Annotated in this window: 22 protein-coding genes; 19 read left to right on the forward strand and 3 right to left on the reverse strand. The window is 68.8% G+C overall.

What is annotated here, in order from left to right:
• The first annotated feature begins 57 nt into the window (after positions 1-57).
• The 15 genes from BW971_RS14615 (at position 58) to BW971_RS14685 (ending at position 17,829) form a co-directional block, all read left to right on the forward strand.
• Entirely contained in the window at positions 58-861 is an 804-nt protein-coding gene (locus tag BW971_RS14615; RefSeq protein ID WP_076480872.1) for a TIGR03084 family metal-binding protein, read from the forward strand.
• Positions 858-2,573 carry an acyclic terpene utilization AtuA family protein gene (locus BW971_RS14620; RefSeq protein ID WP_076480874.1) on the forward strand — a complete coding sequence of 572 codons (1,716 nt, stop codon included), beginning with the start codon at positions 858-860 and terminating at the stop codon, positions 2,571-2,573. The genes BW971_RS14615 and BW971_RS14620 overlap by 4 nt, the downstream gene beginning before the upstream one ends.
• Positions 2,573-3,724 carry an acyl-CoA dehydrogenase family protein gene (locus tag BW971_RS14625; RefSeq protein ID WP_076480876.1) on the forward strand — a complete coding sequence of 384 codons (1,152 nt, stop codon included), beginning with the start codon at positions 2,573-2,575 and terminating at the stop codon, positions 3,722-3,724. The genes BW971_RS14620 and BW971_RS14625 overlap by 1 nt, the downstream gene beginning before the upstream one ends.
• Positions 3,721-5,319, forward strand: a complete 1,599-nt coding sequence (locus tag BW971_RS14630; RefSeq protein ID WP_076480878.1) for an acyl-CoA carboxylase subunit beta — start codon at positions 3,721-3,723, stop codon at positions 5,317-5,319. Before BW971_RS14625 ends, BW971_RS14630 begins: the two co-directional genes overlap by 4 nt.
• A gap of 7 nt (positions 5,320-5,326) precedes the next feature.
• On the forward strand, positions 5,327-7,318 hold the full coding sequence (locus BW971_RS14635) for an ATP-binding protein (RefSeq protein WP_076480880.1): 1,992 nt from the start codon (positions 5,327-5,329) through the stop codon (positions 7,316-7,318).
• Positions 7,315-8,493: an acyl-CoA dehydrogenase family protein gene (locus BW971_RS14640; RefSeq protein ID WP_076480882.1), complete on the forward strand. Its 1,179-nt coding sequence runs from the start codon at positions 7,315-7,317 to the stop codon at positions 8,491-8,493. The genes BW971_RS14635 and BW971_RS14640 overlap by 4 nt, the downstream gene beginning before the upstream one ends.
• 15 nt (positions 8,494-8,508) lie before the next feature.
• Entirely contained in the window at positions 8,509-9,294 is a 786-nt protein-coding gene (locus BW971_RS14645) for an enoyl-CoA hydratase family protein (RefSeq protein ID WP_143690395.1), read from the forward strand.
• Positions 9,279-9,887 carry a TetR/AcrR family transcriptional regulator gene (locus tag BW971_RS14650; RefSeq protein WP_234974414.1) on the forward strand — a complete coding sequence of 203 codons (609 nt, stop codon included), beginning with the start codon at positions 9,279-9,281 and terminating at the stop codon, positions 9,885-9,887. The genes BW971_RS14645 and BW971_RS14650 overlap by 16 nt, the downstream gene beginning before the upstream one ends.
• A 413-nt stretch (positions 9,888-10,300) precedes the next feature.
• The gene (gene rpsL / locus BW971_RS14655; protein WP_076480886.1) at positions 10,301-10,675 is read left to right on the forward strand and encodes a 30S ribosomal protein S12; all 375 of its coding nucleotides are present in this window, start codon (positions 10,301-10,303) and stop codon (positions 10,673-10,675) included.
• The gene (rpsG, locus tag BW971_RS14660; protein WP_076480888.1) at positions 10,675-11,145 is read left to right on the forward strand and encodes a 30S ribosomal protein S7; all 471 of its coding nucleotides are present in this window, start codon (positions 10,675-10,677) and stop codon (positions 11,143-11,145) included. The genes rpsL and rpsG overlap by 1 nt, the downstream gene beginning before the upstream one ends.
• Positions 11,146-11,284: 139 nt before the next feature.
• Entirely contained in the window at positions 11,285-13,339 is a 2,055-nt protein-coding gene (gene fusA / locus BW971_RS14665) for an elongation factor G (RefSeq protein WP_407701227.1), read from the forward strand.
• A gap of 84 nt (positions 13,340-13,423) precedes the next feature.
• On the forward strand, positions 13,424-14,614 hold the full coding sequence (gene tuf, locus BW971_RS14670) for an elongation factor Tu (RefSeq protein WP_076480892.1): 1,191 nt from the start codon (positions 13,424-13,426) through the stop codon (positions 14,612-14,614).
• An 81-nt stretch (positions 14,615-14,695) separates the two neighbouring features.
• Entirely contained in the window at positions 14,696-16,165 is a 1,470-nt protein-coding gene (locus BW971_RS14675; protein WP_076480894.1) for a carboxylesterase/lipase family protein, read from the forward strand.
• Positions 16,166-16,168: 3 nt separating this feature from the next.
• The gene (locus BW971_RS14680; protein ID WP_076480896.1) at positions 16,169-17,152 is read left to right on the forward strand and encodes an o-succinylbenzoate synthase; all 984 of its coding nucleotides are present in this window, start codon (positions 16,169-16,171) and stop codon (positions 17,150-17,152) included.
• A 71-nt stretch (positions 17,153-17,223) separates the two neighbouring features.
• Positions 17,224-17,829: a TetR/AcrR family transcriptional regulator gene (locus BW971_RS14685; protein ID WP_076480898.1), complete on the forward strand. Its 606-nt coding sequence runs from the start codon at positions 17,224-17,226 to the stop codon at positions 17,827-17,829.
• Between the two features lie 79 nt (positions 17,830-17,908).
• Here BW971_RS14685 and BW971_RS14690 read toward each other — a convergent pair whose 3' ends face one another.
• The 3 genes from BW971_RS14690 to BW971_RS14700 form a co-directional block, all read right to left on the reverse strand.
• The gene (locus BW971_RS14690) at positions 17,909-18,277 is read right to left on the reverse strand and encodes a helix-turn-helix domain-containing protein (RefSeq protein WP_076480899.1); all 369 of its coding nucleotides are present in this window, start codon (positions 18,275-18,277) and stop codon (positions 17,909-17,911) included.
• 274 nt (positions 18,278-18,551) lie between these two features.
• Positions 18,552-19,427 (reverse strand): universal stress protein, encoded by an 876-nt coding sequence (locus BW971_RS14695; RefSeq protein WP_076480901.1) that lies wholly within the window; start codon positions 19,425-19,427, stop codon positions 18,552-18,554.
• The gene (locus tag BW971_RS14700) at positions 19,424-20,878 is read right to left on the reverse strand and encodes an amino acid permease (protein ID WP_083710064.1); all 1,455 of its coding nucleotides are present in this window, start codon (positions 20,876-20,878) and stop codon (positions 19,424-19,426) included. The genes BW971_RS14695 and BW971_RS14700 overlap by 4 nt, the downstream gene beginning before the upstream one ends.
• 64 nt (positions 20,879-20,942) lie before the next feature.
• Here BW971_RS14700 and BW971_RS14705 point away from each other — a divergent pair, with 64 nt between their 5' ends.
• The 4 genes from BW971_RS14705 to BW971_RS14720 are packed head-to-tail and all read left to right on the forward strand — an operon-like array spanning position 20,943 to position 23,189.
• Positions 20,943-21,452, forward strand: coding sequence for a hypothetical protein (locus tag BW971_RS14705; protein ID WP_076480903.1), 510 nt, complete (start codon positions 20,943-20,945; stop codon positions 21,450-21,452).
• On the forward strand, positions 21,449-22,057 hold the full coding sequence (locus BW971_RS21530) for a hypothetical protein (protein WP_159441870.1): 609 nt from the start codon (positions 21,449-21,451) through the stop codon (positions 22,055-22,057). The genes BW971_RS14705 and BW971_RS21530 overlap by 4 nt, the downstream gene beginning before the upstream one ends.
• A complete protein-coding gene (locus tag BW971_RS14715; RefSeq protein WP_076480907.1) occupies positions 22,054-22,530 on the forward strand; it encodes a hypothetical protein in 477 nt (158 codons plus the stop codon). Before BW971_RS21530 ends, BW971_RS14715 begins: the two co-directional genes overlap by 4 nt.
• Positions 22,527-23,189, forward strand: a complete 663-nt coding sequence (locus tag BW971_RS14720; RefSeq protein ID WP_076480908.1) for a hypothetical protein — start codon at positions 22,527-22,529, stop codon at positions 23,187-23,189. Before BW971_RS14715 ends, BW971_RS14720 begins: the two co-directional genes overlap by 4 nt.
• Positions 23,190-23,214 lie beyond the last annotated feature (25 nt).

Genomic DNA, 23,214 nt, shown 5'->3' on the forward strand with positions numbered 1-23,214 from the left:
GCATGAAAACAATCATGCTTGCTTGCTTTTTTGCGTGCGCTGTGTGAACCTCGTCGCATGAGTGTGCTGTCCGCATTGGTGGACGATCTGGTCGCCGAATCCGCCTCGCTCGACGATCTGGTCGCCGACCTCGACGAGAACGCGTGGCGGACCCCGACCCCGGCCGCGGGGTGGACCATCGCCCACCAGATCGGCCATCTCTCCTGGACCGACCGCATGTCGGTCATCGCGGCCACCGACACCGAGGGATTCACCCGAGTGCTGGAACAGGCGTTCGGCAACCCAGGAGGATTCGTCGACGAGGGCGCCGAGGTGGAAGCCGCACAGGCCTCCGACGTCATCCTGACCCGGTGGCGGGAGGCGCGCGGCCAACTCGCCGCCGCGCTGCTCGGGGCGGGAGAGGGCGTCAAACTCCCGTGGTTCGGGCCGCCGATGTCACCGGCCTCGATGGCGACCGCGCGGATCATGGAGACCTGGGCACACGGACAGGACGTGGCGGATGCGCTCGGGGTCGGCGTCGAGCCGACCGATCGGCTGCGCGCGGTCGCTCACATCGGCGTCCGCACCCGCGACTTCGCCTATCAGGTGAACAACAAGCCGGTGCCCGCCGCGCCCTTCCGCGTGGAACTCACCGCGCCCGGCGGCGACCTCTGGACCTGGGGTCCGCACGACGCGGACAACCGCATCACCGGCCCGGCCCTGGACTTCTGCCGCCTGGTCACCCAGCGCCGCGCCGTCGCCGATCTCGCACTGGACATCGTCGGCGACGATGCGCGTGAGTGGTCCACCATCGCACAGTGTTTCGCGGGCCCGCCGGGATCCGGTCGCGAACCCCTGACCGCTCGAGGAGCTGAGGAATGAGTATTCGGATCGGCAACGCATCGGGGTTCTACGGCGACCGGTTCGCCGCCGCTCGCGAGATGCTCGACGGTGGCGACCTCGATTACCTGACCGGTGACTACCTGGCCGAGCTGACCATGCTGATCCTCGGCCGGGACCGGATGAAGGACCCCACCCGCGGATACGCCAAGACCTTCCTGCGGCAGATGGAGGACTCCCTCGGGCTCGCCGTCGACAAGGGGGTGAAGATCGTGGTCAACGCCGGTGGTCTCAACCCCACCGGTCTGGCCACGGCGTTGCGCGAGCTGGCCGATCGGGTGGGTGTCACCGCGGCGATCGGGCAGGTCGACGGTGACGACCTGATGGACCGGGCCGCTGACCTCGGTCTCGGTACCCCGCTGACCGCGAACGCCTATCTCGGCGCGTTCGGTATCGCCGCCGCGCTCGACGCCGGTGCCGATGTGGTGGTCACCGGGCGGGTCACCGACGCATCCCTCACCGTGGGGCCCGCGGCCAGCGCATTCGGTTGGGGTGCCACCGATCTGGACCAGCTGGCCGGCGCGGTGGTCGCCGGGCACATCATCGAGTGCGGGGCGCAGGCGACCGGTGGCAACTACAGCTTCTTCACCGAGCTGCCGAACCTGGGACGCATCGGTTTCCCCATCGCCGAGGTCGCCGCCGACGGGTCGTCGGTGATCACCAAGCACGACGGCACCGGTGGCGCGGTCACCGTCGGCACCGTCACCGCCCAACTGCTTTACGAGATCGGCGGTCCGCGCTATCTCGGACCCGATGTGACCACCCGGCTCGACACGGTCGCCCTGACCCAGCTCGGCCCCGACCGGGTACAGGTGTCCGGGGTACGCGGTGAGGTGCCGCCGGTGGACCTCAAGGTGTCCACCAACCATCTCGCCGGTTTCCGCAACGAGATGACCCTGGTGCTCACCGGACTCGACATCGACACCAAGGCCCGTTGGGTGCAGCAGCAGGTGGAGGAGGCCCTGTCGCCGCGGCCCGCCGACCTGCGGTGGGAGCTGGCCCGCCTCGACCAGCCCGACGCCGACACCGAGGAGCGGGCCAGCGCGTTGTTGCGCTGCGTGGTGAAGGACAACGATCCGAACACTGTCGGCCGGGCGTTCTCGTCGGTGCTCGTCGAACTGGCCCTGGCCAGCTACCCGGGATTCACCATGACCGCCCCGCCCGGCAACGGCACCCCGTTCGGGGTGTTCGAACCCCGCTACGTACCCGCCGACGAGGTGCATCACCGAGTGACCGCACCGGACGGCACCACCAGTGAGATACCGCCGAGCCCGGTGCGTGGCGACGTGCCCGCCGACGAGCCGGTCGACGCCCCGGCGTCGCCGTCGGACTGGGGCCCGACCACCGAGGCACCGCTCGGCACCGTGGTGGGCGCGCGCAGCGGTGACAAGGGCGGCGACGCGAACATCGGTGTGTGGGTGCGCGATCCGGACCAGTTCGAGTGGCTCGACGCGACCCTGTCGGTGGCCGCACTCCGACGACTGTTGCCCGAGATCGCCGACCTCGAGGTGCGTCGCCACCGGCTGCCGAACCTGTCGGCGCTGAACTTCGTGATCTCCGGCGTCCTCGGCCGCGGGGTGGCCGACAACGTCCGCTTCGATCCGCAGGCCAAGGGGCTCGGCGAGTGGCTGCGGTCACGCGTCGTCGAGATCCCCGAGAATTTTCTGTCCGACACGAGAGGTGCCCACACCTGATGCCTGATCAGTGGTCCACACCGGAGCGGGTCGCGTTGCGCGAGACCGTCCGGTCCTTCACCGAGCGGCACGTGCTGCCGTACCAGAACGACTGGGAACGGGACGGACTGATCCCGCGTGAACTCCATCTCGAGGCGGGCAAACTCGGGCTGTTGGGCATCAACATGCCCGAGCAGGTCGGGGGCGCAGGTGGCGACGCGATCGACGCCTGCATCCTGGCCGAGGAGTTCCACGTCGCAGGCGGTGCGGGCGGCGTGTTCGCCTCCCTGTTCACCTGCGGCATCGCGCTGCCGCATCTGATCGCCGCCGGTGATCGGGACCAGATCGACCGCTGGGTGCGCCCCACCCTGGCCGGGGAGAAGATCGGCAGCCTCGCCATCACCGAGCCCGGTGGGGGATCCGACGTGGGTCACCTGACCACCCGTGCCGACCGCGACGGTGACCACTACGTGGTCAACGGTGCCAAGACCTACATCACCTCGGCGGTCCGCGCCGACTTCGTCGTCACCGCCGTGCGCACCGGCGGCCCCGGGGCCGCCGGCGTGTCGCTGTTGGTGATCGACAAGGACACGCCCGGTTTCACCGTGTCCCGCAAATTGGACAAGATGGGCTGGCGGGCCTCGGACACCGCGGAGCTGTCGTTCGTCGACGTCCGCGTCCCCGTGGAGAACCTCGTCGGTGTGGAGAACACCGGGTTCACCCAGATCGCGGCCGCCTTCGTCAGCGAGCGGGTGGGACTGGCCGTGCAGGCGTACGCGGGCGCCCAGCGCTGCCTCGACCTGACGCTGGCGTGGGTACGCGACCGCGAGACCTTCGGCAAACCGCTCATCAGGCGGCAGGCCGTGCAGGACAGCGTCACCGAGATGGCCCGCAAGATCGACGTGGCCCGGGTCTACACACGCGCGGTCGTCGACCGCAACGTCACCACCGGTGACGACCTGATCGCCGAGGTCTGCTTCGCCAAGAACACCGCCGTCGAGACCGGGGAGTGGGTGGCGAACAAGGCCGTTCAGCTGTTCGGCGGTCTCGGTTACATGGCCGAGTCCGAGGTGGAACGCCAGTACCGCGACATCCGCATCCTCGGCATCGGCGGTGGCACCACCGAGATCCTCACCGGTCTCGCGGCAAAACGATTGGGGTACCAGGCATGACCGCACTGCGATCCACACTCGACCCCACCGGGGAGGGCTACGCGGCCGCCGCCACCTCGATGGAGGCCAAGCTCATCGAGCTGCAGGTGGAGTTCGACAAGGCGTTGGCGGGCGGCGGCGAGAAGAAGGTGCAGCGGCACCACTCCCGCGGCAAGATGCTGGCCCGCGAACGCATCGAGCTGCTCGTCGACCCCGACACCGCCTTCCTGGAACTGTGCCCGTTGGCCGGGTACGGCTCGGACTTCCAGGTCGGCGCCTCGCTGGTCGTCGGGATCGGGGTGGTCGAGGGGGTGGAATGCATGATCGTCGCCAACGACCCGACCGTGCGGGGCGGTACCTCCAACCCGTGGACCCTCAAGAAGGGGTTCCGCGCCAACGAGATCGCACTGCAGAACCGGTTGCCTTGCATCTCCCTGGTGGAGTCGGGCGGGGCCGACCTGCCCACCCAGAAAGAGGTTTTCATCCCCGGTGGGCGCATGTTCCGCGACATCACCCAGCTGTCCGCGGCCGGGATCCCCACCATCGCACTGGTCTTCGGCAACTCGACCGCCGGTGGCGCCTACATCCCCGGGATGAGCGATCACACGGTGATGATCGAGAATCGGTCCAAGGTGTTCCTGGGTGGTCCACCGCTGGTGAAGATGGCCACCGGTGAGGAGAGCGACGACGAGTCGTTGGGCGGAGCCCAGATGCACGCCCGCCAGTCGGGTCTGGCCGACTACTACGCCCAGGACGAACAGGACGCGGTGCGCATCGGCCGACGGATCGTCGCCCGGCTGAACTGGCACAAGAAGGGCCCCGGCCCGATTGCCCCGTCCGTCGAGCCGCGCTACGACCCCGAGGAACTGCTCGGCATCGTCCCGGCGGATCTCAAGATCCCGTTCGACCCCCGCGACGTGATCGCCCGGGTGGTCGACGACTCCGACTTCGACGAGTTCAAGTCCGAGTACGGGTCGTCGCTGGTCACCGGATGGGCGCGGATCCACGGGTACCCGGTGGGCATCCTGGCCAACGCCCAGGGCGTGCTGTTCAGCCAGGAGGCGCAGAAGGCGACCCAGTTCATCCAGCTGGCCAACCGCAGCGACACCCCACTGTTGTTCCTGCACAACACCACCGGCTACATGGTCGGCAAGGAGTACGAGCAGAACGGCATCATCAAGCACGGCTCGATGATGATCAACGCGGTCTCCAACTCCACCGTGCCACACATCTCGCTGCTGGTGGGCGCGAGTTACGGTGCCGGTCACTACGGCATGTGCGGGCGCGCCTACGACCCCCGCTTCCTGTTCGCCTGGCCCAGCGCGAAGTCGGCGGTCATGGGGGCCGCGCAGTTGGCCGGGGTGATCTCGCTGGTGTCGCGGGCGGCCACCGAGGCCCGCGGCGGCACCGTCGACGAGGCCGCCGACGCGGGGATGAAACAGATGATCGAGGCGCAGATCGAGAAGGAGTCGGTCCCGGCGTTCCTGTCCGGGATGCTCTACGACGACGGCATCATCGATCCCCGCGACACCAGGACCGTGCTGGGGCTGTGCCTGTCGACCATCGACAACACGCCGGTCGAGGGGACGTCCAACTTCGGCGTCTTCCGGATGTGAGGAACCCATGACCACCACAGACATCACCTCGGTACTCGTCGCCAACCGCGGCGAGATCGCGCGACGGGTCTTCCACACCTGCCGCGAACTCGGCATCGGCACGGTCGCGGTGTTCTCCGACCCCGACGCCGACGCGCCGCACGTCCGGGAGGCCGACGTCGCGGTGCGGCTGCCGGGTTCCACCTCCGCCGAGACCTATCTGCAGCCGACGGCGCTGATCGCCGCGGCACGGTCCGCCGGTGCCGACGCGATCCATCCGGGCTATGGATTCCTGTCGGAGAACGCCGGCTTCGCACAGCAGGTGATCGACGCCGGGTTGGTCTGGATCGGACCGACCCCCAAGGCGATCGACGCGATGGGCTCCAAGGTCAACGCCAAACAGATCATGGGCGCCGCCGGGGTGCCGCTGCTCGGTGACCTCGACCCGGAGACGGTGACCGAGGCCGACCTGCCGGTGCTGATCAAGGCCTCGGCGGGTGGCGGGGGACGCGGTATGCGCATCGTTCGCGACCTCGCAGAATTGCCCGACCAACTCGAGGGTGCACGTCGCGAGGCCCAGTCGGCCTTCGGCGACGCGACGGTGTTCTGCGAGCCGTACGTCGAACGCGGCCACCACATCGAGGTGCAGGTGCTCGCGGACACCGCGGGCACGGTGTGGGCGGTGGGCGAGCGGGAATGCTCCATCCAACGTCGTCATCAGAAGGTGGTGGAGGAGGCGCCGGCACCGCTGGTGGAACGCATCGGGGGTGAGCTGCGGACGTCGCTGTACTCCGCCGCCCGAGCGGCGGCCGAGGCCATCGGCTACCAGGGTGCGGGCACGGTGGAATTCCTGGCCGACGATGCCGGCCGGTTCTGGTTCCTGGAGATGAACACCCGGCTGCAGGTGGAACACCCGGTCACCGAGGCGACCACCGGCCTCGACCTGGTGCAGTGGCAGCTGCGGGTCGCCGCCGGTGAATCGTTGGTCGGCGAGCCGCCACACGCGACCGGTCATGCCATCGAGGTCCGGCTCTACGCCGAGGACCCGGCCGCCGACTGGCAACCGCAGTCGGGGACCGTGACCCGTTTCGAGATCGAGTCCGACAGTCGGTTCGGGCCGTTGTCGCGGGCAGGCATCCGGGTCGACAGCGGGGTGCGCGACGGCAGCGAGATCTCTACCTTCTACGACCCGATGCTGGCCAAGGTCATCAGCTGGGCGCCCACCCGGCGGCAGGCGGCCGCCCGGCTGGCCACCGCGCTGCAACGGGCGCGGTTGCACGGACTCACCACCAACCGCGACATGCTGATCAACACCCTGCGCAACCCGCTGTTCCTGGCCGGTGACACCGACACCGGGTTCATCGACACCGTCGGTCTGGGGGTGTTGTCCGCCCCGCTGGCCGACGCCGACGAGACCCGACGCGCGACCATCGCCGCGACGCTGGCGACGGCCGCGGCGCACCGCAGCACGGCAGGTGTACAGCGCGACCTGCCCGCGGGGTGGCGCAACCTGTTCTCCGCGCCCGCTCGGCGCCGGTTCCTGCTCGGTGACGACGAGGTGGAGGTGGCGTACCGGTTCACCCGCACCGGCGTCACCCTGCCCGACGACCCGGGTGTCGAGGTGGTCGCCGCGACCCCGGATCAGGTGGTGATCGACGTCGACGGACTGCGTCGGCACTACGACGTGGCGATCGTCGGTGACCGTATCGATGTCGACGGGGTGTCCGGGTCGGTGACCCTGACCGAGGTGCCGCGATTCGTCGACCCGAACGCGGTGGAACGACCCGGATCGCTGTTGGCGCCGATGCCCGGCGCGGTGATCAGGGTCGCGGTCGAGCAGGGTGATCACGTCACCGCGGGACAACCGCTGCTGTGGATGGAGGCGATGAAGATGGAGCACACCATCGCCGCGCCGGCCGACGGGGTGGTCACCGTGCTGTCGGCGCAACCAGGACAACAACTCGCGGTGGGGGACGTGCTCGCCGTCATCACCGGACACGACGAGGAAGAGAACGCATGAACGCAGTGACCGAGACCAACCCGTTCGCCGAGACCGAGGAGCGGGCCGCGCTGCGCGCATCCGTTGCGGGCCTGGCCAAGCGCTACGGCCAGGAGTACTTCCTGGCCTGCGCCCGGGAGGGTCGTAAGACCGACGAGATGTGGAACGAGGCAGGCAAGCTCGGCTTCATCGGCGTCAACCTGCCCGAGGAGTACGGCGGCGGCGGGGCGGGAATGTACGAACTCGCCATCGTCATGGAGGAGATCGCGGCGGCGGGCACCGGTCTGCTGATGCTGGTGGTCTCGCCGGCGATCTGCGGCAACATCATCGCCCGCTTCGGCACCGACGACCAGAAGCAGCGTTGGCTGCCGGGTCTGGCCGACGGCAGCATCACCATGGCGTTCAGCATCACCGAACCCGACGCCGGATCGAACTCGCACAAGATCACCACCACCGCCAAGCGGGACGGCGACGAGTGGTTGCTCACCGGGCGCAAGATCTACTGTTCGGGTGTCGACCAGGCCGACGCGGTGCTGGTGGTCTCGCGGACCGAGGACGCCAAGACCGGCAATCTCAAACCGGTGTTGTTCATCGTCCCCACCGACGCACCGAACTTCGAGTACAAGCAGATCGACATGGATCTGGTGAACCCGGAGAAGCAGTTCCTGCTGTTCCTCGACGACGTGCGGCTGCCCGCGGATGCCCTGGTGGGATCCGAGGACGCCGCGATCGGCCAGCTGTTCGCCGGGCTGAACCCGGAACGGATCATGGCGGCCGCCTCGGCGATCGGGATGGCCCGGTTCGCCCTCGACAAGGCGGTCCGCTACGTCAACGATCGCACGGTGTGGAAGCAGCCCATCGGCGCGCACCAGGCCATCGCGCACCCGCTGGCGCAGGGCAAGATCGAGCTGGAGATGGCCAAGCTGATGATGCAGAAGGCCGCGACGCTGTACGACGCGGGCGACGACTGGGGTGCCGCGGAACCGGCGAACATGGCCAAGTACGCGGCCGCCGAGGCCGCGGTGAAGATCGTCGACCACGCCGTGCACTCGATGGGTGGCAACGGGCTGAGCAGCGAGTACGGGATGGCGCCGTTGCTCTCGCTGGCGCGGATCGCCCGGGTGGCCCCGGTCAGCCGCGAGATGATCCTCAACTTCGTCGCGCAGACCAGCCTCGGCCTGCCCAAGTCGTACTGAGTCGTGGGTGATCCGGTGACCGACCTGGTGACCTACACAGTCGAGGGCGGGGTGGCGACGGTGACGCTGGACTCGCCGGCGAACCGCAACGCGCTGAGCATGTCGCTGACCGAACAGCTCACCGAGCGCTTGGCGCGGGCCGCGGCGGACGAGGCGGTGCGCGCGGTGGTGCTGACCCACACCGGCACCTCGTTCTGTGCGGGCGGTGACCTGTCCGAGGCGACCAGTCGGGGACTGTCGATCGAGGAGGCGTCCGCGGCGGGCACCCGGGCCATGCTGGCGTTGATGCGGCAGATACTGGAACTGCCGAAGCCCGTGGTGGCCAGGCTGAACGGGCACGCCCGGGCCGGCGGCCTGGGGCTGCTGGGTGCGTGCGACGTCGTGATCGCGGGGGAGCGCAGCACCTTCGCGCTCACCGAGGTCCGACTCGGCTTGGCGCCGGCGATGATCACCCTGACCCTGCGGCCCCGGGTGGCGCCGCGGGCGCTGAACCGCTACTACCTGACCGGTGAGAAGTTCGACGCGGCCACCGCGGAACAGATCGGGCTGATCACCGAGGCCGTGGCATCGGACGACGAGCTGGAGGCGACCGTGACGGCGATCCTCGGCGACCTGCGCAAGGGATCGCCGCAGGGACTACGGGAGAGCAAGCGACTCGTGACGGCGCCAGTGCTGGCCCACTTCGACACCGAGGGGGAGTCGCTCGCGGCGTTGTCGGGGTCGCTGTTCGCCTCGGACGAGGCGCGAGAGGGCATGATGGCGTTCCTGCAGAAGACCACCCCGCGGTGGGCAGAGACCTGACCGCGGTCCGGGAACCGAAGCAGGACCGCTCACGGGCGACTCGTGAGCGGTTGCTCTCGTCGACCATCGAACTGCTGGCGCGCCGCGGCTGGGACGCGTCGACGGTGTCGACGGTGGCCGCGGCGGCGGGCGTCTCGCGGGGCGCCGCGCAGCACCACTTCCCGACCAGGGAGGCATTGATCACCGCCGCGCTGGAGCAGGTGTTCGAGGAGATGACCCAGCGGATCCGCGAGGTCAGCCAGACCCTGCCCGACGGACCGGCCCACATCCACGCGGTGGTGGAACGGGCCGTCGACATCTACACCGGCATGGAGTTCAAGGCCGCTCTGCAGGTCTGGGCCGCGGCCGCATCCGACTCGGCGTTGCGCGACCTCATCCTGCCGTTGGAGGGCAAGTTCGCCCGGGCCGCGCACCGGTACACGATGGTCGCGCTCGGCGTGGATCCCGACGACGTCCAGGCGCACCGTCTGGTGCAGGCCACCCTCGACCTCGCGCGCGGGCTGGGTCTGGCCGACACCCTCTCCGACGACTCGGCCCGTCGGGCCCAGGTGATCGACACCTGGTCGCGGCAACTGGCGCTGGCGCTGGCCTGAGCGCACGGCTCGGGAACACCGCCGTGGCCCCGGTCGTTGTCACATCGAGGCGTTCCGTCACTCCTACAGCGCCCTCGCGTCACCCGTCATTCATCCGGCCATTTCGCTCACCCGGCGTTTTTTGACCAGCGCGAAGGCGGTCGGTAGAGTTGATCGCTGTGCCTGGCAACCGCTGGGCCAGTCCGCATGCCTGCGATCGAATGGTCGTCGGGGATGTCCCGGATTGACGTGCGACACCGGTCCGACGTGCGATGACACGCCCGACTCAGGGGTGGCAATCAATAGTTTGACCAGCGCAGACGTGCTGGTGGGGCGAGTTGCGGAAGTCGGCGAACCGCGAGGTTCTCGACTTGCCCGGAGCACCAACCGCGATGCCGAGCAGAATCACGCCGAACGGAAAGAAGAAGTACTCAGTGCCAACGATCAATCAGCTGGTCCGCAAGGGCCGTCACGACAAGACCGCCAAGAAGAAGACGGCGGCCCTGAAGGGCAGCCCGCAGCGCCGTGGCGTGTGCACCCGCGTGTACACCACCACCCCCAAGAAGCCGAACTCCGCGCTGCGAAAGGTCGCCCGTGTGCGCCTGACCAGTGGCGTCGAGGTCACCGCCTACATCCCCGGTGAGGGTCACAACCTGCAGGAGCACTCGATGGTGCTCGTCCGCGGTGGTCGTGTGAAGGACCTCCCGGGTGTGCGGTACCGCATCATCCGTGGCTCGCTGGACACCCAGGGCGTCAAGGGTCGCAAGCAGGCCCGTAGCCGCTACGGCGCGAAGAAGGAGAAGGGCTGATGCCACGTAAGGGACCCGCTCCGAAGCGGCCGCTGATCAACGATCCCGTCTACGGTTCGCCGCTGGTCACCCAGTTGGTCAACAAGATCCTGCTGGACGGCAAGAAGTCGACCGCCGAACGCATCGTCTACCAGGCCATGGAACAGGCCCGGGAGAAGACGGGCACCGATCCGGTCATCACCCTCAAGCGCGCGCTGGACAACGTCAAGCCCGCCCTCGAGGTGAAGAGCCGTCGTGTCGGTGGTGCCACCTACCAGGTGCCGATCGAGGTCAAGCCCGGTCGCGCCAACACCCTGGCCCTGCGCTGGCTGGTGACCTTCTCCCGGCAGCGCCGCGAGAAGACCATGGTCGAGCGCCTGGCCAACGAACTGCTCGACGCCAGCAATGGTCTCGGCGCGTCGGTGAAGCGCCGTGAGGACACCCACAAGATGGCCGAGGCCAACCGGGCGTTCGCGCACTACCGCTGGTGACAACGAATCGGGGGGCCGGCGGCGCCCGCCGTCGGCCACCACCGGTTCACCCCATGAACATCCTCAACGCAACAGAGCGAGGCAGATAGTGGCACAGGAAGTGCTCAAGGACCTCAACAAGGTTCGCAACATCGGCATCATGGCCCACATCGATGCCGGTAAGACCACCACCACCGAGCGCATCCTCTTCTACACCGGTATCACCTACAAGATCGGTGAGGTCCATGACGGCGCGGCCACCATGGACTGGATGGAGCAGGAGCAGGAACGCGGCATCACGATCACGTCGGCCGCGACCACCTGCTACTGGGACGATCACCAGATCAACCTGATCGACACCCCGGGACACGTCGACTTCACCGTCGAGGTGGAGCGCAACCTACGGGTGCTCGACGGTGCGGTCGCGGTGTTCGACGGCAAGGAGGGGGTGGAGCCCCAGTCGGAGCAGGTCTGGCGTCAGGCCGACCGCTACGACGTGCCGCGTATCTGCTTCGTCAACAAGATGGACAAGCTCGGTGCCGACTTCTACTTCACCGTGCAGACCATCAAGGACCGCCTCGGTGCCAAGCCATTGGTGATCCAGCTGCCGATCGGCGCGGAGAACGACTTCGAGGGCATCATCGACCTGGTCGAGATGAACGCGAAGGTCTGGTCGGCCGAGGCCAAGCTGGGTGAGCGCTACGAGGTCGTCGAGATCCCCGACCACCTCAAGGAGCGCGCCGAGGAATACCGGCAGGAACTGCTGGAGACGGTCGCCGAGTCCGACGAGGAGCTCCTGGAGAAGTTCTTCGGTGGCGAGGAGCTCACCAAGGACGAGATCAAGGGCGCCATCCGCAAGATGACCGTCAACTCCGAGCTGTACCCGGTGCTGTGCGGTTCCGCCTTCAAGAACAAGGGCGTGCAGCCGTTGCTGGACGCCGTGGTCGACTACCTGCCGACCCCGTTGGACGACGGTGGCACCGACGGTCACGTCCCCGGCCACGAGGACGAGATCATCCACCGTGACGCCGATGTCGACGCGCCGTTCTCGGCGCTGGCGTTCAAGATCGCGACGCACCCGTTCTTCGGCAAGTTGACCTACATCCGCGTGTACTCCGGTCGCGTGGAGTCCGGTTCGCAGGTCGTGAACTCGGTCAAGGGCAAGAAGGAGCGGCTGGGCAAGCTGTTCCAGATGCACTCCAACAAGGAGAACCCGGTCCCCGAGGCCCGTGCGGGTCACATCTACGCGGTCATCGGTCTGAAGGACACCACCACCGGCGAGACGCTGTGTGACCCCAACGACCAGATCGTGCTGGAGTCGATGACCTTCCCGGATCCGGTCATCCAGGTCTCCATCGAGCCGAAGACCAAATCGGACCAGGAGAAGCTGGGCACCGCGATCCAGAAGCTGGCCGAGGAGGATCCCACCTTCTCCGTGCAGCTCGACGAGGAGACCGGCCAGACCGTCATCGGTGGCATGGGTGAGCTGCACCTCGACATCCTGGTCGACCGGATGAAGCGGGAGTTCAAGGTGGAGGCGAACGTGGGCAAGCCCCAGGTCGCCTACCGCGAGACCATCCGCAAGACGGTCGAGAAGCACGAGTACACGCACAAGAAGCAGACCGGTGGCAGCGGCCAGTTCGCGAAGGTCGTCGTCAAGCTCGAGCCGTTGGTCGACGCCGAGGACGGTGCGACCTACGAGTTCGCCAACGCCGTCACCGGTGGCCGCGTCCCCCGCGAGTACATCCCGTCGGTGGACGCCGGTGCGCAGGACGCCATGCAGTACGGCGTGCTGGCCGGCTTCCCGCTGGTCAACCTGAAGTTCACCCTGCTCGACGGTCAGTACCACGACGTCGACTCCTCGGAGATGGCGTTCAAGATCGCCGGTTCGGCCGCGATGAAGGAAGCCGCCAGGATGGCGGGTCCGGTCATCCTGGAGCCGATGATGGCGGTCGAGGTGATCACCCCCGAGGACTACATGGGTGACGTCATCGGCGACCTGAACTCGCGTCGTGGCCAGATCCAGGCCATGGAGGAGCGCAGCGGTGCCCGCGTCGTCAAGGCGTTGGTCCCGTTGTCGGAGATGTTCGGCTACATCGGAGACCTGCGGTCGAAGACCCAGGGCCGGGCCAACTACTCGATGGTGTTCGATTCGTACGCCGAGGTCCCGGCGAACGTGTCGAAGGAGATCATCGCCAAGGCGACGGGCGAATAGCCGCTTCTCGCGGCAACCAGTACATTTTCAAACCCTTGTATCTGAGAAGTACTCAGACGCAACAACAGTCCAGGAGGACATCAAGTGGGTAAGGCGAAGTTCGAGCGGAACAAGCCGCACGTCAACATCGGCACCATCGGTCACGTCGACCACGGCAAGACCACGCTGACCGCGGCCATCACCAAGGTTCTGCACGACAAGTACCCGGACCTGAACAAGAGCTTTGCGTTCGACCAGATCGACAAGGCTCCTGAGGAGAAGGCTCGTGGTATCACGATCAACATCTCCCACGTGGAGTACGAGACCGAGAAGCGCCACTACGCGCACGTCGACGCCCCGGGCCACGCCGACTACATCAAGAACATGATTACCGGTGCCGCCCAGATGGACGGCGCGATCCTGGTCGTGGCCGCCACCGACGGCCCGATGCCGCAGACCCGTGAGCACGTGCTGCTCGCGCGTCAGGTCGGTGTGCCCTACATCCTGGTCGCCCTGAACAAGGCCGACATGGTCGACGACGAGGAGATCCTCGAGCTCGTCGAGATGGAGGTCCGTGAGCTGCTGGCGGCCCAGGACTTCGACGAGGACGCCCCGGTGGTCAAGGTCTCCGCGCTCAAGGCGCTCGAGGGTGACGCCGAATGGGTCAAGTCCGTCGAGGAACTGATGGATGCCGTCGACGAGAGCATCCCGGATCCGGTCCGCGAGACCGACCGCCCGTTCCTGATGCCGGTCGAGGACGTCTTCACCATCACCGGTCGTGGCACCGTGGTCACCGGTCGCGTGGAGCGGGGCGAGGTCAACGTGAACGCCGAGGTCGAGATCGTCGGTATCCGCGAGAAGTCCACCAAGACCACCGTCACCGGTATCGAGATGTTCCACAAGCTGCTGGACTCGGCACAGGCGGGCGACAACGCCGGTCTGCTGCTGCGCGGTCTCAAGCGTGAGGACGTCGAGCGTGGGCAGGTAGTCGTGAAGCCGGGCACCACCACCCCGCACACCGACTTCGAGGGTCAGGCCTACATCCTGTCCAAGGACGAGGGTGGTCGCCACACGCCGTTCTTCAACAACTACCGTCCGCAGTTCTACTTCCGCACCACGGACGTGACCGGCGTCGTGACCCTTCCCGAGGGCACCGAGATGGTCATGCCGGGCGACAACACCGAGATGAGCGTCAAGCTCATCCAGCCGGTCGCCATGGACGACGGCCTGCGGTTCGCGATCCGCGAGGGTGGCCGCACCGTCGGCGCCGGTCGTGTCACCAAGATCGTCAAGTGACGCGCTGATCGCCTGATCGACACACGAGGCGCCCGATCCCGACAGGGGTCGGGCGCCTTCGTGTCGGGGCATGGCACGCTGATGACCATGGCCGACGATGCGGTGACAGCCGGGGCGACAGTGGCGATCGACAGCGGGGTGGTCCGCGGACGGCAGGTCACGACCACCGCGGGTCGGATCCACGCGTTCCTGAACGTGCCGTTCGCCGCACCGCTGACCGGGGCGACACGATTCGCGGCACCGCAGCCGGTGCAGCCGTGGTCGGGGGAGCGCGATGCGACCGAGCCGGGGCCCACCGCGCCGCAGACCCCGTATCTGCCGCCCACGTCGTCGTTGCTGCCCGACTCGATAGTGCCGGGGGACGAGTTCCTCAACCTGTCGGTGTGGACGCCCGACCCCGCTGCGCCCGGACTACCGGTGATGGTGTGGATCCACGGCGGTGCGTTCGTCCGGGGTGGTCACCGCATCCCCACCTACGACGGATCGGCGTTCGCTCGCGACGGGGTGATCTGCGTGGGCATCAACTACCGGCTCGGCGCCCTGGGGTTCCTCAGCCTGCCCGACGCCCCGGACAATCGCGGACTGCTCGACCAGATCGCCGCGCTGCACTGGGTGCGGGAGAACATCGCCGCCTTCGGGGGCGATCCCGACCGGGTGACCGTGGTCGGCGAGAGCGCAGGGGCGATGAGTATCGCCGCGCTGCTCGCCTCGCCGCTGGCCCAGGGCTTGTTCCGTCGCGCTGTGCTGCAGAGCGGTAACCCGCTGACCGCCGCCGAGGTGCCCGACGCCCGGCTGGTGGCGGCCGAGTACGCGGCGATCGTCGGATGTGACCCGACTGCCGCGGCACTCGGTGAGGTGCCGACCGACGCGCTGTTGGCGGCGCAGGTCGCGATGGCGGCCGCGCTGGTCGCCGAGCCCGACCCCGCACGGTGGGGTGCCACCATCATCGACCGCGGGTTGACCGTGATGAGCATGTTCCCCACCGTGGACGGGACCGTCATCGATGAGGTACCCCGTAACGTCATCCGCGACGGCGGTGGGACCGGGGTGGATGTGCTCGCCGGTGCCACGCGCGACGAGTTCCGGTTCTTCCTGGTGCCCAGCGGCCTGGCCGCGCAGGTCACCGACGACATGGTGCCCGCGCTGCTCGGCCGATTCGGTCTCGACCCGGCGACCGCCACCGACCACGAGCCCCGACAGCCCGGTGCGACACCCGGTGACGTGCTGTGCGAGATCCTCACCGAGCACGCCTTCGGCGCGCCGACCACCGAACTCGTCGAGACGGTGGGCGGCCGCGGTGGGGACCAGGCCTGGCAGTACGAGTTCGCCTGGCCGTCACCGATCGCCGATCTGCGGGCCTGTCACGCACTCGAACTCGGCTTCGTGTTCGACACCCTGGGGACCGCCGCGCCGCTGGCCGGCCCGAACCCGCCCCAGACCCTGGCCGACGAGATGCACGCCGCCTGGGTACGGTTCGCGACCACCGGCGACCCGGGGTGGGCGCCGGTCCGCGCGGGCGGGCCGGTGCGGGTGTTCGGCGAGAGCGTCTGAGGCGTGCTGTTCGACCTGCCAGGCATCGACGACCTGCTCGACACCGCGATCGTGGTCGCGCTGCCCATGCGCGAACGGTTCCGCGGCATCTCCGTCCGCGAGGCACTGCTGGTCCGCGGGCCCGCCGGGTGGGGTGAGTTCGCACCGTTCGTCGAGTACGACGATGCCGAGGCGGCATGGTGGCTGGCCGCTGGCCTCGAGGCCGCGTGGGTCGGCCCGCCGCCGGCGCGACGGGACCGGGTACCGGTGAACGCGACCGTCCCAGCCGTCCCCGCCGACGACGTGGCCGACATCGTCGCCCGCTTCGGCGGTGTGCGGACCGCCAAGGTGAAGGTGGCCGAACCGGGGCAGTCCCTCGACGACGATCTGGCGCGGGTGGCCGCGGTTCGTCAGCTGCTACCGCACGTCCGGGTCGACGCCAACGGGCGGTGGACCGTCGAGCAGGCGGTCGAGGCGATCGGTGCCCTCGGCGCCCTGCAGTACGTCGAACAACCGTGCGCGACCATCGATGAGCTCGCGCGGGTGCGGGCGGCGGTGGACACGCCGATCGCCGCGGACGAGAGCATCCGGCGCGCCGACGACCCGCTGCGTGTGGTGCGCGCCGGAGCGGCCGACGTCGCGGTCCTCAAGGTCGCGCCCCTGGGTGGGATGCGTCGCGTGCTACGCCTCGCCGAGCAGATCGACCTCACCGTGGTGATCTCCAGCGCTCTGGACACGGCGGTCGGGATGTCGGCGGGGGTCGCGACCGCCGCCGCGTTGCCGGTGACGCCGCCCGCCTGCGGACTGGGCACCGGCAGCATGTTCACCGCCGACGTCGCCGCGCCGTTCGTCGCGGTCGACGGGATGCTGACCCCCAGGGTCGTCGAACCGGATCCGGTCACCCCGTCGGCCACCGCCGACCGCCGCGCCTGGTGGGTGGAGCGACTGCGACGCTGTCACGCCCTGCTCGCCCATCACCACCCGGCCGGCCAGGGGTTGGTGTGCTAGACATCACACTCGGCCCGAAGATACGATTTCGATGATCTGTTTCACAGACCGGTCGACAGGAGGCGCAGGGGATGAGCACCACAGCGGAGGTGAACACGCGTAAGGCACGGACGAGTGCATCACCCGCCGACCAGCAGGACGCCATCCTGGACGCCGCCGCCGCCGAGTTCACCGAGGTGGGGGTACGACGCGCCAGCATGGACGATGTCGCCCGTCGTGCGGGGGTCAGCCGCAGCACGCTCTATCGGCGCTTCCCCAACAAGGAGGCACTGCTCGTCGGTGTCGCCGAACGGCTGTACCGCGAAGGCATGGTGCGCCTCGACCAGGCCACCATCGGCCACACCCCCCGCGACGCGGTCGCCGAGGCGTTCTCCGAAGGCGCCCGGATGATCGTCGACGACCCACTGATGCGGCGACTCGTCCTCACCGACGCCGAGATCAAGGGCATCACCGCGTCGGTGACCACGATGTTCATCGACAGTGCCACCGACCGCATCGTGCGCACTCTCCGGCGTGCAGGCGCGGTGCGCCCCGATCCGGAACTGCGCGAGGCGGTGGAGATCCACGTCCGGCTGGTGTTGTCGTTCCTGGAGATCCCGTCCACCGAACCGGGCCGCAACGATCCCGAGCGGGTCCGGCAGTACGCCTTGATGCACCTCGCCCCGATGGTGTGGTGACCGGATAGGTCAGAGCACCCGCACCGGACGGCCGGTCGAGTCGTGGCCCGGCGCCACCCGGGATACGCCCGCCGATCGCTCACCACTCGTCGAGGGTGGTGTGCCCGTCCTGGATGGCCCGGGCGAACAGGCTGGCCTTCGATTTGGCCGGGCGCCCCACGGCGACGTACTTGGCCCGGATCCGGGTCAGATGAGTGTTCACCGTCGATGCCGTGATGAACAATCGTGCCGCCGCCTGTTCCTTGGAGTCGGCCGCGAGCCAGGCGATCAGCACCTCGATCTCACGTCCCGACAACCGGGGCGCAGCGTAGGGCATCGACGGTCCGGCGGGCCCGTGGTCGTGGGGCGCCGAGCCGGTCGCGGCGGGCTGTCCCGGCGCGAGAGGTGGGCGCGACGCCCCTGTCGGATGCAGCGGAATCGCCGGTGCCAATTGTTCGGCAGTGCTCATGGTTGTGGTGCCCCCACTTTCTCTCACCCCGACCTGTCGTGTGCCGCCATTGTTCCGTAACCGCAGCTATGGTGTGGACCGAACGGCGGTGTGATCACGCGGCGATACGCACGTCGATACAACCGACCTGCGAGAACTGGTTTCGGACAAGGGGTGGCGGATGCGGCCGGACGAAGTCGATACCCGGGAGGATCTACGGCAGGCGCTGACCGATCTGCGGGTCGCGGCCGGTCCGACGGTCCGTCACGATTACGTGACGACCTGTCCGGGCACCTCAGCCGGGTAGCACCAGTACCGGCACCGGTGAGGCGGTGACGATCCGGGTAGCGGTGGATCCGAGGAAGATCCGCCGGGTCGCCCACCGTGAGGTGGTCCCGATGACCAGCATCTCACCCCGTGGCCAGTCGATGCTGCCCACCGCGTCGACCCAGGTGCGGCCGGTGGCCACGACCCGCTCGACGTCCGACCCGATCACCCCCTGACCGACCAGACCGTCCTGTTCGACGACCATCTGCTCGCGCCAGGCGTCGAGCATCTGTTGCTCGGCGTCGAAACCCACCGAGGTGGGATACATCTGCGCCGGTGTCACCCCGAATGTCGTCACCCGCAGGCGCACGCCGACCTGGGCGGCGATCTCGCCGGCCTCGGCGATCATCCCGCGCGCCGCGGTCAGACCCGACCACGCACAGGTCAGTCCGGTGATCCCGCCGTCGGGGTAGGTGAAGTCGTTCGGTGCCAACGCGATCGGCAGATCCGCGGAGTGCAGCAATCGGCTGATGGTGGAACCGATCCGGATCTTGCCGGTCTCGCCCGCCGACGAACCCAACACCAGCACCTGCGCCTCCGTCTCCCGGCTCACCCGCATCAGCGCCTCACCGGCCGAACGGTCGGGAACGCTGCGGTACGAGACCGGCACGTCGACATCGATCGTGTGGAGGTGGGCGGCGGCCGCATCGTGCGCCTCGGCGGCGAGTCGTCCCGCATAGGCGGAGAACTCGGCGTCCACCTTCGCCATCGAGGGGGTGGCCCACGGTCGGGGGACCACGGTCATCACCCCGATACCGGTGTGCAGTTCGCGAGCGAGCGCGACCGCCAGTTCGAGGGCGCTGTTCGCACCCGGTCCGGGTAGATACCCGACGGCCACGCTCATGATTCGCCCAGCGGGTCGTCGGTGACATTGAGCAGGGAGTGATGTCGGCCCCAGAACAGGTAGAAGGTCACCACCACCGCCACCCAGACCAGGAAGAACAGATACGTGTACCAGTGCAGTCCGGACAACACGTAGATGCAGGCCGCTATGGCGAGGATCGGGGTCACCGGGTACAGCGGAACCTTGAACGGTCGATGCAGATCCGGCACGCGGACCCGCAGGATGATCACACCCGCGCTGACCACGATGAAGGCCACCAGGGTGCCGATGGACACCATGTCGGCCAGATAGTCCAGCGGGATGAATCCGGCCAGGATCGACACCACCACCGCGACCACGACGGTGTTGTTCACCGGCGTCAGTGTCTGCGGGTTCACCTTGGTGAAGAACTTCGGCAGCATGCCGTCGCGGCCCATCGCGAACAGGATGCGGGTCTGGCCGTACATGGTCACCAGGGTCACCGAGAAGATGGAGATGACCGCGCCGGCGGACAGGATCAGCGACGGCCACGACGCCCCGGTCACGTCGTCGAGGATCTGCGCCAGGCCGGCCTCCTCCTGCCCCTCGAACTTCGACGCCTGCTGTGCGCCGATCGCGGCGAAGGAGACCAGCACGTAGATCGCCACCACGGTGATCAACGCCGCGATCAGGGCGCGCGGCATGGTCTTCTGTGGGTCCTTCACCTCCTCACCGGCGGTCGACACGGAGTCGAGTCCGATGAAGGAGAAGAAGATGGTGCCCGCCGCCAGGGTCACGCCGCTGAATCCCTCGGGGGCGAACGGACTGAGGTTCCCGGCGTCGAAGGCGCTGAACGCGATCGCCGCGAACATCGCCAGCACACCGAGTTTGATGAACACCATCACGGTGTTGACCCGAGCCGACTCGCTTGCCCCGCGGATCAACAGCACCGCGCACATCGCCACCAGGATGATCGCGGGCAGGTTCACCACCCCGGGGTCGGAGTCCCACGGGGCCGCGCTGAGCACGTGCGGGATGGCGGGGATGTGCAGATCTCGGAGCAGTTCGTTGAGGTAACCGCTCCAGCCGACGGCGACCGCGGCCGTCGACACCCCGTACTCCAACAGCAGGCAGGCGGCGACGCCCATCGCCACCACCTCGCCGAGGGTGGCGTAGGCGTAGGAGTAGGTGGACCCCGAGACCGGCACCGCCGACGCCATCTCCGCGTAGCAGATGGCGGCGAGCCCGGCCGCGACGCCTGCGACGAGGAACGAGATGATCACCGCGGGCCCGGCCTCCGGGACGGCTTGCGACATCACGAAGAAGATGCCGGTGCCCACGGTCGCGCCGACGCCGAAGCTGGTCAGTTGCAGGGTCGAGATGTTGCGGTTCAGACCGGTGTCCGCTTCGGCCTGATCACCCTGCGGAAGCGGTTTCAGGCGGAACAGCGTGGCGGGTGTCAGCGGTACACGCGGAGTTCGCGAAGTGGACATGCCTCATCTCACCACCGTTGGTCCTGGACGGCGCGTCGAATGACCCGTCCTATCATGGCGCCACATGGCTACGCTGCGGTTCACTCGGGCGCCCGCCGACCCGGTTCCCGCCCGGGTCGTCTGGGCCGTCGTCGTGCTCGTACTGGCGGTGACGGTGGTGACCGCCGTGTTCGTGGCCCGTTGGGTGTCGTCCTCGCCCGGATACGGCGACGACGCCCGCCGACAGGTCGTCCGCAGGGAAGTGGGGTTGCTCGTCACGCCCGACGCCGCGGATCCGGACCGGTCCCGCGAGATCCTGGCGGGCGCCACCGGGACCTTCCGTGATGCGTTCGCCCAGTCGGCCGACGCGTACACCCGGTTCGTGCGTCAGGTGGGGACGGTGTCGCGGGGCGAGGTCGACGGGATGGGGTTGGAGTCGGTCGACGGCGACGTCACGCGTCATCTGGTCACGGCCTGGGTGGCGACGACCCGCGCGGGCGAGTCCGCGGGCAGCGTGGCGCGGTTCCGGTTGCGCGTGGCCGTGGAACCGGACGGGGCACAGCTGAAGGTGTCCGACCTGCAGTTGCTCTCGTGATGCGGGTGATGGGGATCGCCGCGGCCGTGGCCGCTCTCGTGCTGACGGTCGTCACCGGGGTCGTCGCGGGTTTTCCGATCTGGTGGTTCCCGGCGGTGGGATTGGTCGTCGGCGCGGTCACCGGGGTACCGGTGCTGGGGCGGGCGGTCGGCGGAGCGGGAGTCGCGATCGTGGCCGCGGTGCTGACGGTGGTCGCCACCGCGACGCTGTGCTGTTCGGTGTGCGCGGTGCGATACGTCCAGGTGTCCGGGGTCGCGCAGGCGCGGGCGCAGATCCGCGACACGGCGGGGACCACGGTGTGCCTCGGTCTCACGCGGCGTGCCGACCACCGTGAGGCCGATGCGGCCGCCGCCGACCGGGTGGCCACGGGGGCGTTCGCCGCCCAGTTGACGGCCGCGCGGATCACCGACCCGCGGAGCACGACGTCGGTGACCTGTGTCCCGGTGCGCGCCGGGGTGGTTCGCGCCGACCGCCACAGCGCCGACGCCCTGGTGGCGGTGAACCTCACCGAGTCGGGCAGCGGTGTGCGGGGTGAGGTGGTGACCGCCCATCTGCTGCGAATCGACGGTCGGTGGCGGATCGAGCGTCTGGACACGGTCTCGTGAGGCGGTGGGTCGTCGCGGCGGGCGTGGTGTCGACTGTCGGGCTGGTGGTCGTGGTGGTGGTGCTGTCGGTGCTCGGCAACCGTGCCGACGGTCGGTCACACCGCGCCGACGACGCGCTCCGGGCCGTACGCGCGGGAGTGACCACCCTGCTGACCTCCGACCCCGGTGCGCCGCAGCGGTACGTCGATACCGCCCTGTCGGTCACCGCGGGTGAACTGCACCAGCGCATCTCGTCCTCCCGATCGGAGGTGGTGGCGGCCGTGGCGGCGCAGCGGCAACCCAGTACCGGGGCCGTGCTCACGGCGGCGCTGACGAGTGCCGACGACGCCGGGGACGTCGAGACGCTGGTGGTCGCCGCGGCCTCGGATCCCGAGCTGCTGGGCGGCACCCCGGGCCGCGCGCGACTCGTGCTGTCGGTGACCGTGTCGCCCGTCGGTGGGAGCTGGAAGATCGAACGGGCACAGGCACGATGAACGCGCGTGCGCTGTCGGCGGTGGTGTGGTCGCTGACCGTGGTGTCGGTCGTGGCCGTGGTGGCCGCCGCGGTGATCGTCGACGCGGCGAGCTGGTGGTTGGTCCCCGCGATACCGGCGGTGGTGGTGACGGTCGGCGCGGCGCTGGTGGTCGCCCGGGGCGGTGCGTCGATGTGGCTGCCGGTCGCGGGGATGACGCTGGTGATCTGTGCGGCCACCACCGCGGTGGCGGTGGCGGGGGAGTCCGAGGATCGCCCGCGGACCGACCCCGGGCTGGTGGCCGCGGCGAGTGATGCGGTGGGGGTGGTGTTCACCTTCTCGCCGGACGGCCTGGATCGGGCGCGGGTGTCGGTCGACGCCTGGGTGACCGATCCGCTGCGCACCGACTACCGGGTGCAGGGGCCCGACGTCGTGTTACCGGCGGCGGTGGAGACGCGGGCGACGATGTCCACGACCGTCACCGGCGCGGCGGTCGACCGCCGCGCCGGCGACACCGCGCGAGTGCTGGTCTTCGCCGACCAGACCATCTCGGTGCCGCAGCAGTCGGGCGGTTCCGGCACCGAGCAGGTCGTGCCGATCACCCGCTGGGCGATCATGCGCAGGGTCGACGACCGGTGGCTGCTGGCCGAACTGCAGACCGTCGGCCCCGGCGGTACCTGACCCCCACCCGCCGAGCGGGCCGAAA

Source organism: Williamsia sterculiae (assembly GCF_900156495.1).
Classification (GTDB): domain Bacteria; phylum Actinomycetota; class Actinomycetes; order Mycobacteriales; family Mycobacteriaceae; genus Williamsia_B; species Williamsia_B sterculiae.

What these genes read in the sequence shown, in the direction of transcription:
- BW971_RS14615 (WP_076480872.1), top strand. Translation starts at nt 58, where the DNA reads ATGAGTGTGCTGTCCGCATTGGTGGACGATCTGGTCGCCGAATCCGCC.
- BW971_RS14620 (WP_076480874.1), top strand. Translation starts at nt 858, where the DNA reads ATGAGTATTCGGATCGGCAACGCATCGGGGTTCTACGGCGACCGGTTC.
- BW971_RS14625 (WP_076480876.1), top strand. Translation starts at nt 2,573, where the DNA reads ATGCCTGATCAGTGGTCCACACCGGAGCGGGTCGCGTTGCGCGAGACC.
- BW971_RS14630 (WP_076480878.1), top strand. Translation starts at nt 3,721, where the DNA reads ATGACCGCACTGCGATCCACACTCGACCCCACCGGGGAGGGCTACGCG.
- BW971_RS14635 (WP_076480880.1), top strand. Translation starts at nt 5,327, where the DNA reads ATGACCACCACAGACATCACCTCGGTACTCGTCGCCAACCGCGGCGAG.
- BW971_RS14640 (WP_076480882.1), top strand. Translation starts at nt 7,315, where the DNA reads ATGAACGCAGTGACCGAGACCAACCCGTTCGCCGAGACCGAGGAGCGG.
- rpsG (WP_076480888.1), top strand. Translation starts at nt 10,675, where the DNA reads ATGCCACGTAAGGGACCCGCTCCGAAGCGGCCGCTGATCAACGATCCC.
- fusA (WP_407701227.1), top strand. Translation starts at nt 11,285, where the DNA reads ATGGCCCACATCGATGCCGGTAAGACCACCACCACCGAGCGCATCCTC.
- BW971_RS14675 (WP_076480894.1), top strand. Translation starts at nt 14,696, where the DNA reads ATGACCATGGCCGACGATGCGGTGACAGCCGGGGCGACAGTGGCGATC.
- BW971_RS14685 (WP_076480898.1), top strand. Translation starts at nt 17,224, where the DNA reads ATGAGCACCACAGCGGAGGTGAACACGCGTAAGGCACGGACGAGTGCA.
- BW971_RS14690 (WP_076480899.1), bottom strand. Translation starts at nt 18,277, where the DNA reads ATGAGCACTGCCGAACAATTGGCACCGGCGATTCCGCTGCATCCGACA.
- BW971_RS14695 (WP_076480901.1), bottom strand. Translation starts at nt 19,427, where the DNA reads ATGAGCGTGGCCGTCGGGTATCTACCCGGACCGGGTGCGAACAGCGCC.
- BW971_RS14700 (WP_083710064.1), bottom strand. Translation starts at nt 20,878, where the DNA reads ATGTCCACTTCGCGAACTCCGCGTGTACCGCTGACACCCGCCACGCTG.
- BW971_RS14705 (WP_076480903.1), top strand. Translation starts at nt 20,943, where the DNA reads ATGGCTACGCTGCGGTTCACTCGGGCGCCCGCCGACCCGGTTCCCGCC.
- BW971_RS14720 (WP_076480908.1), top strand. Translation starts at nt 22,527, where the DNA reads ATGAACGCGCGTGCGCTGTCGGCGGTGGTGTGGTCGCTGACCGTGGTG.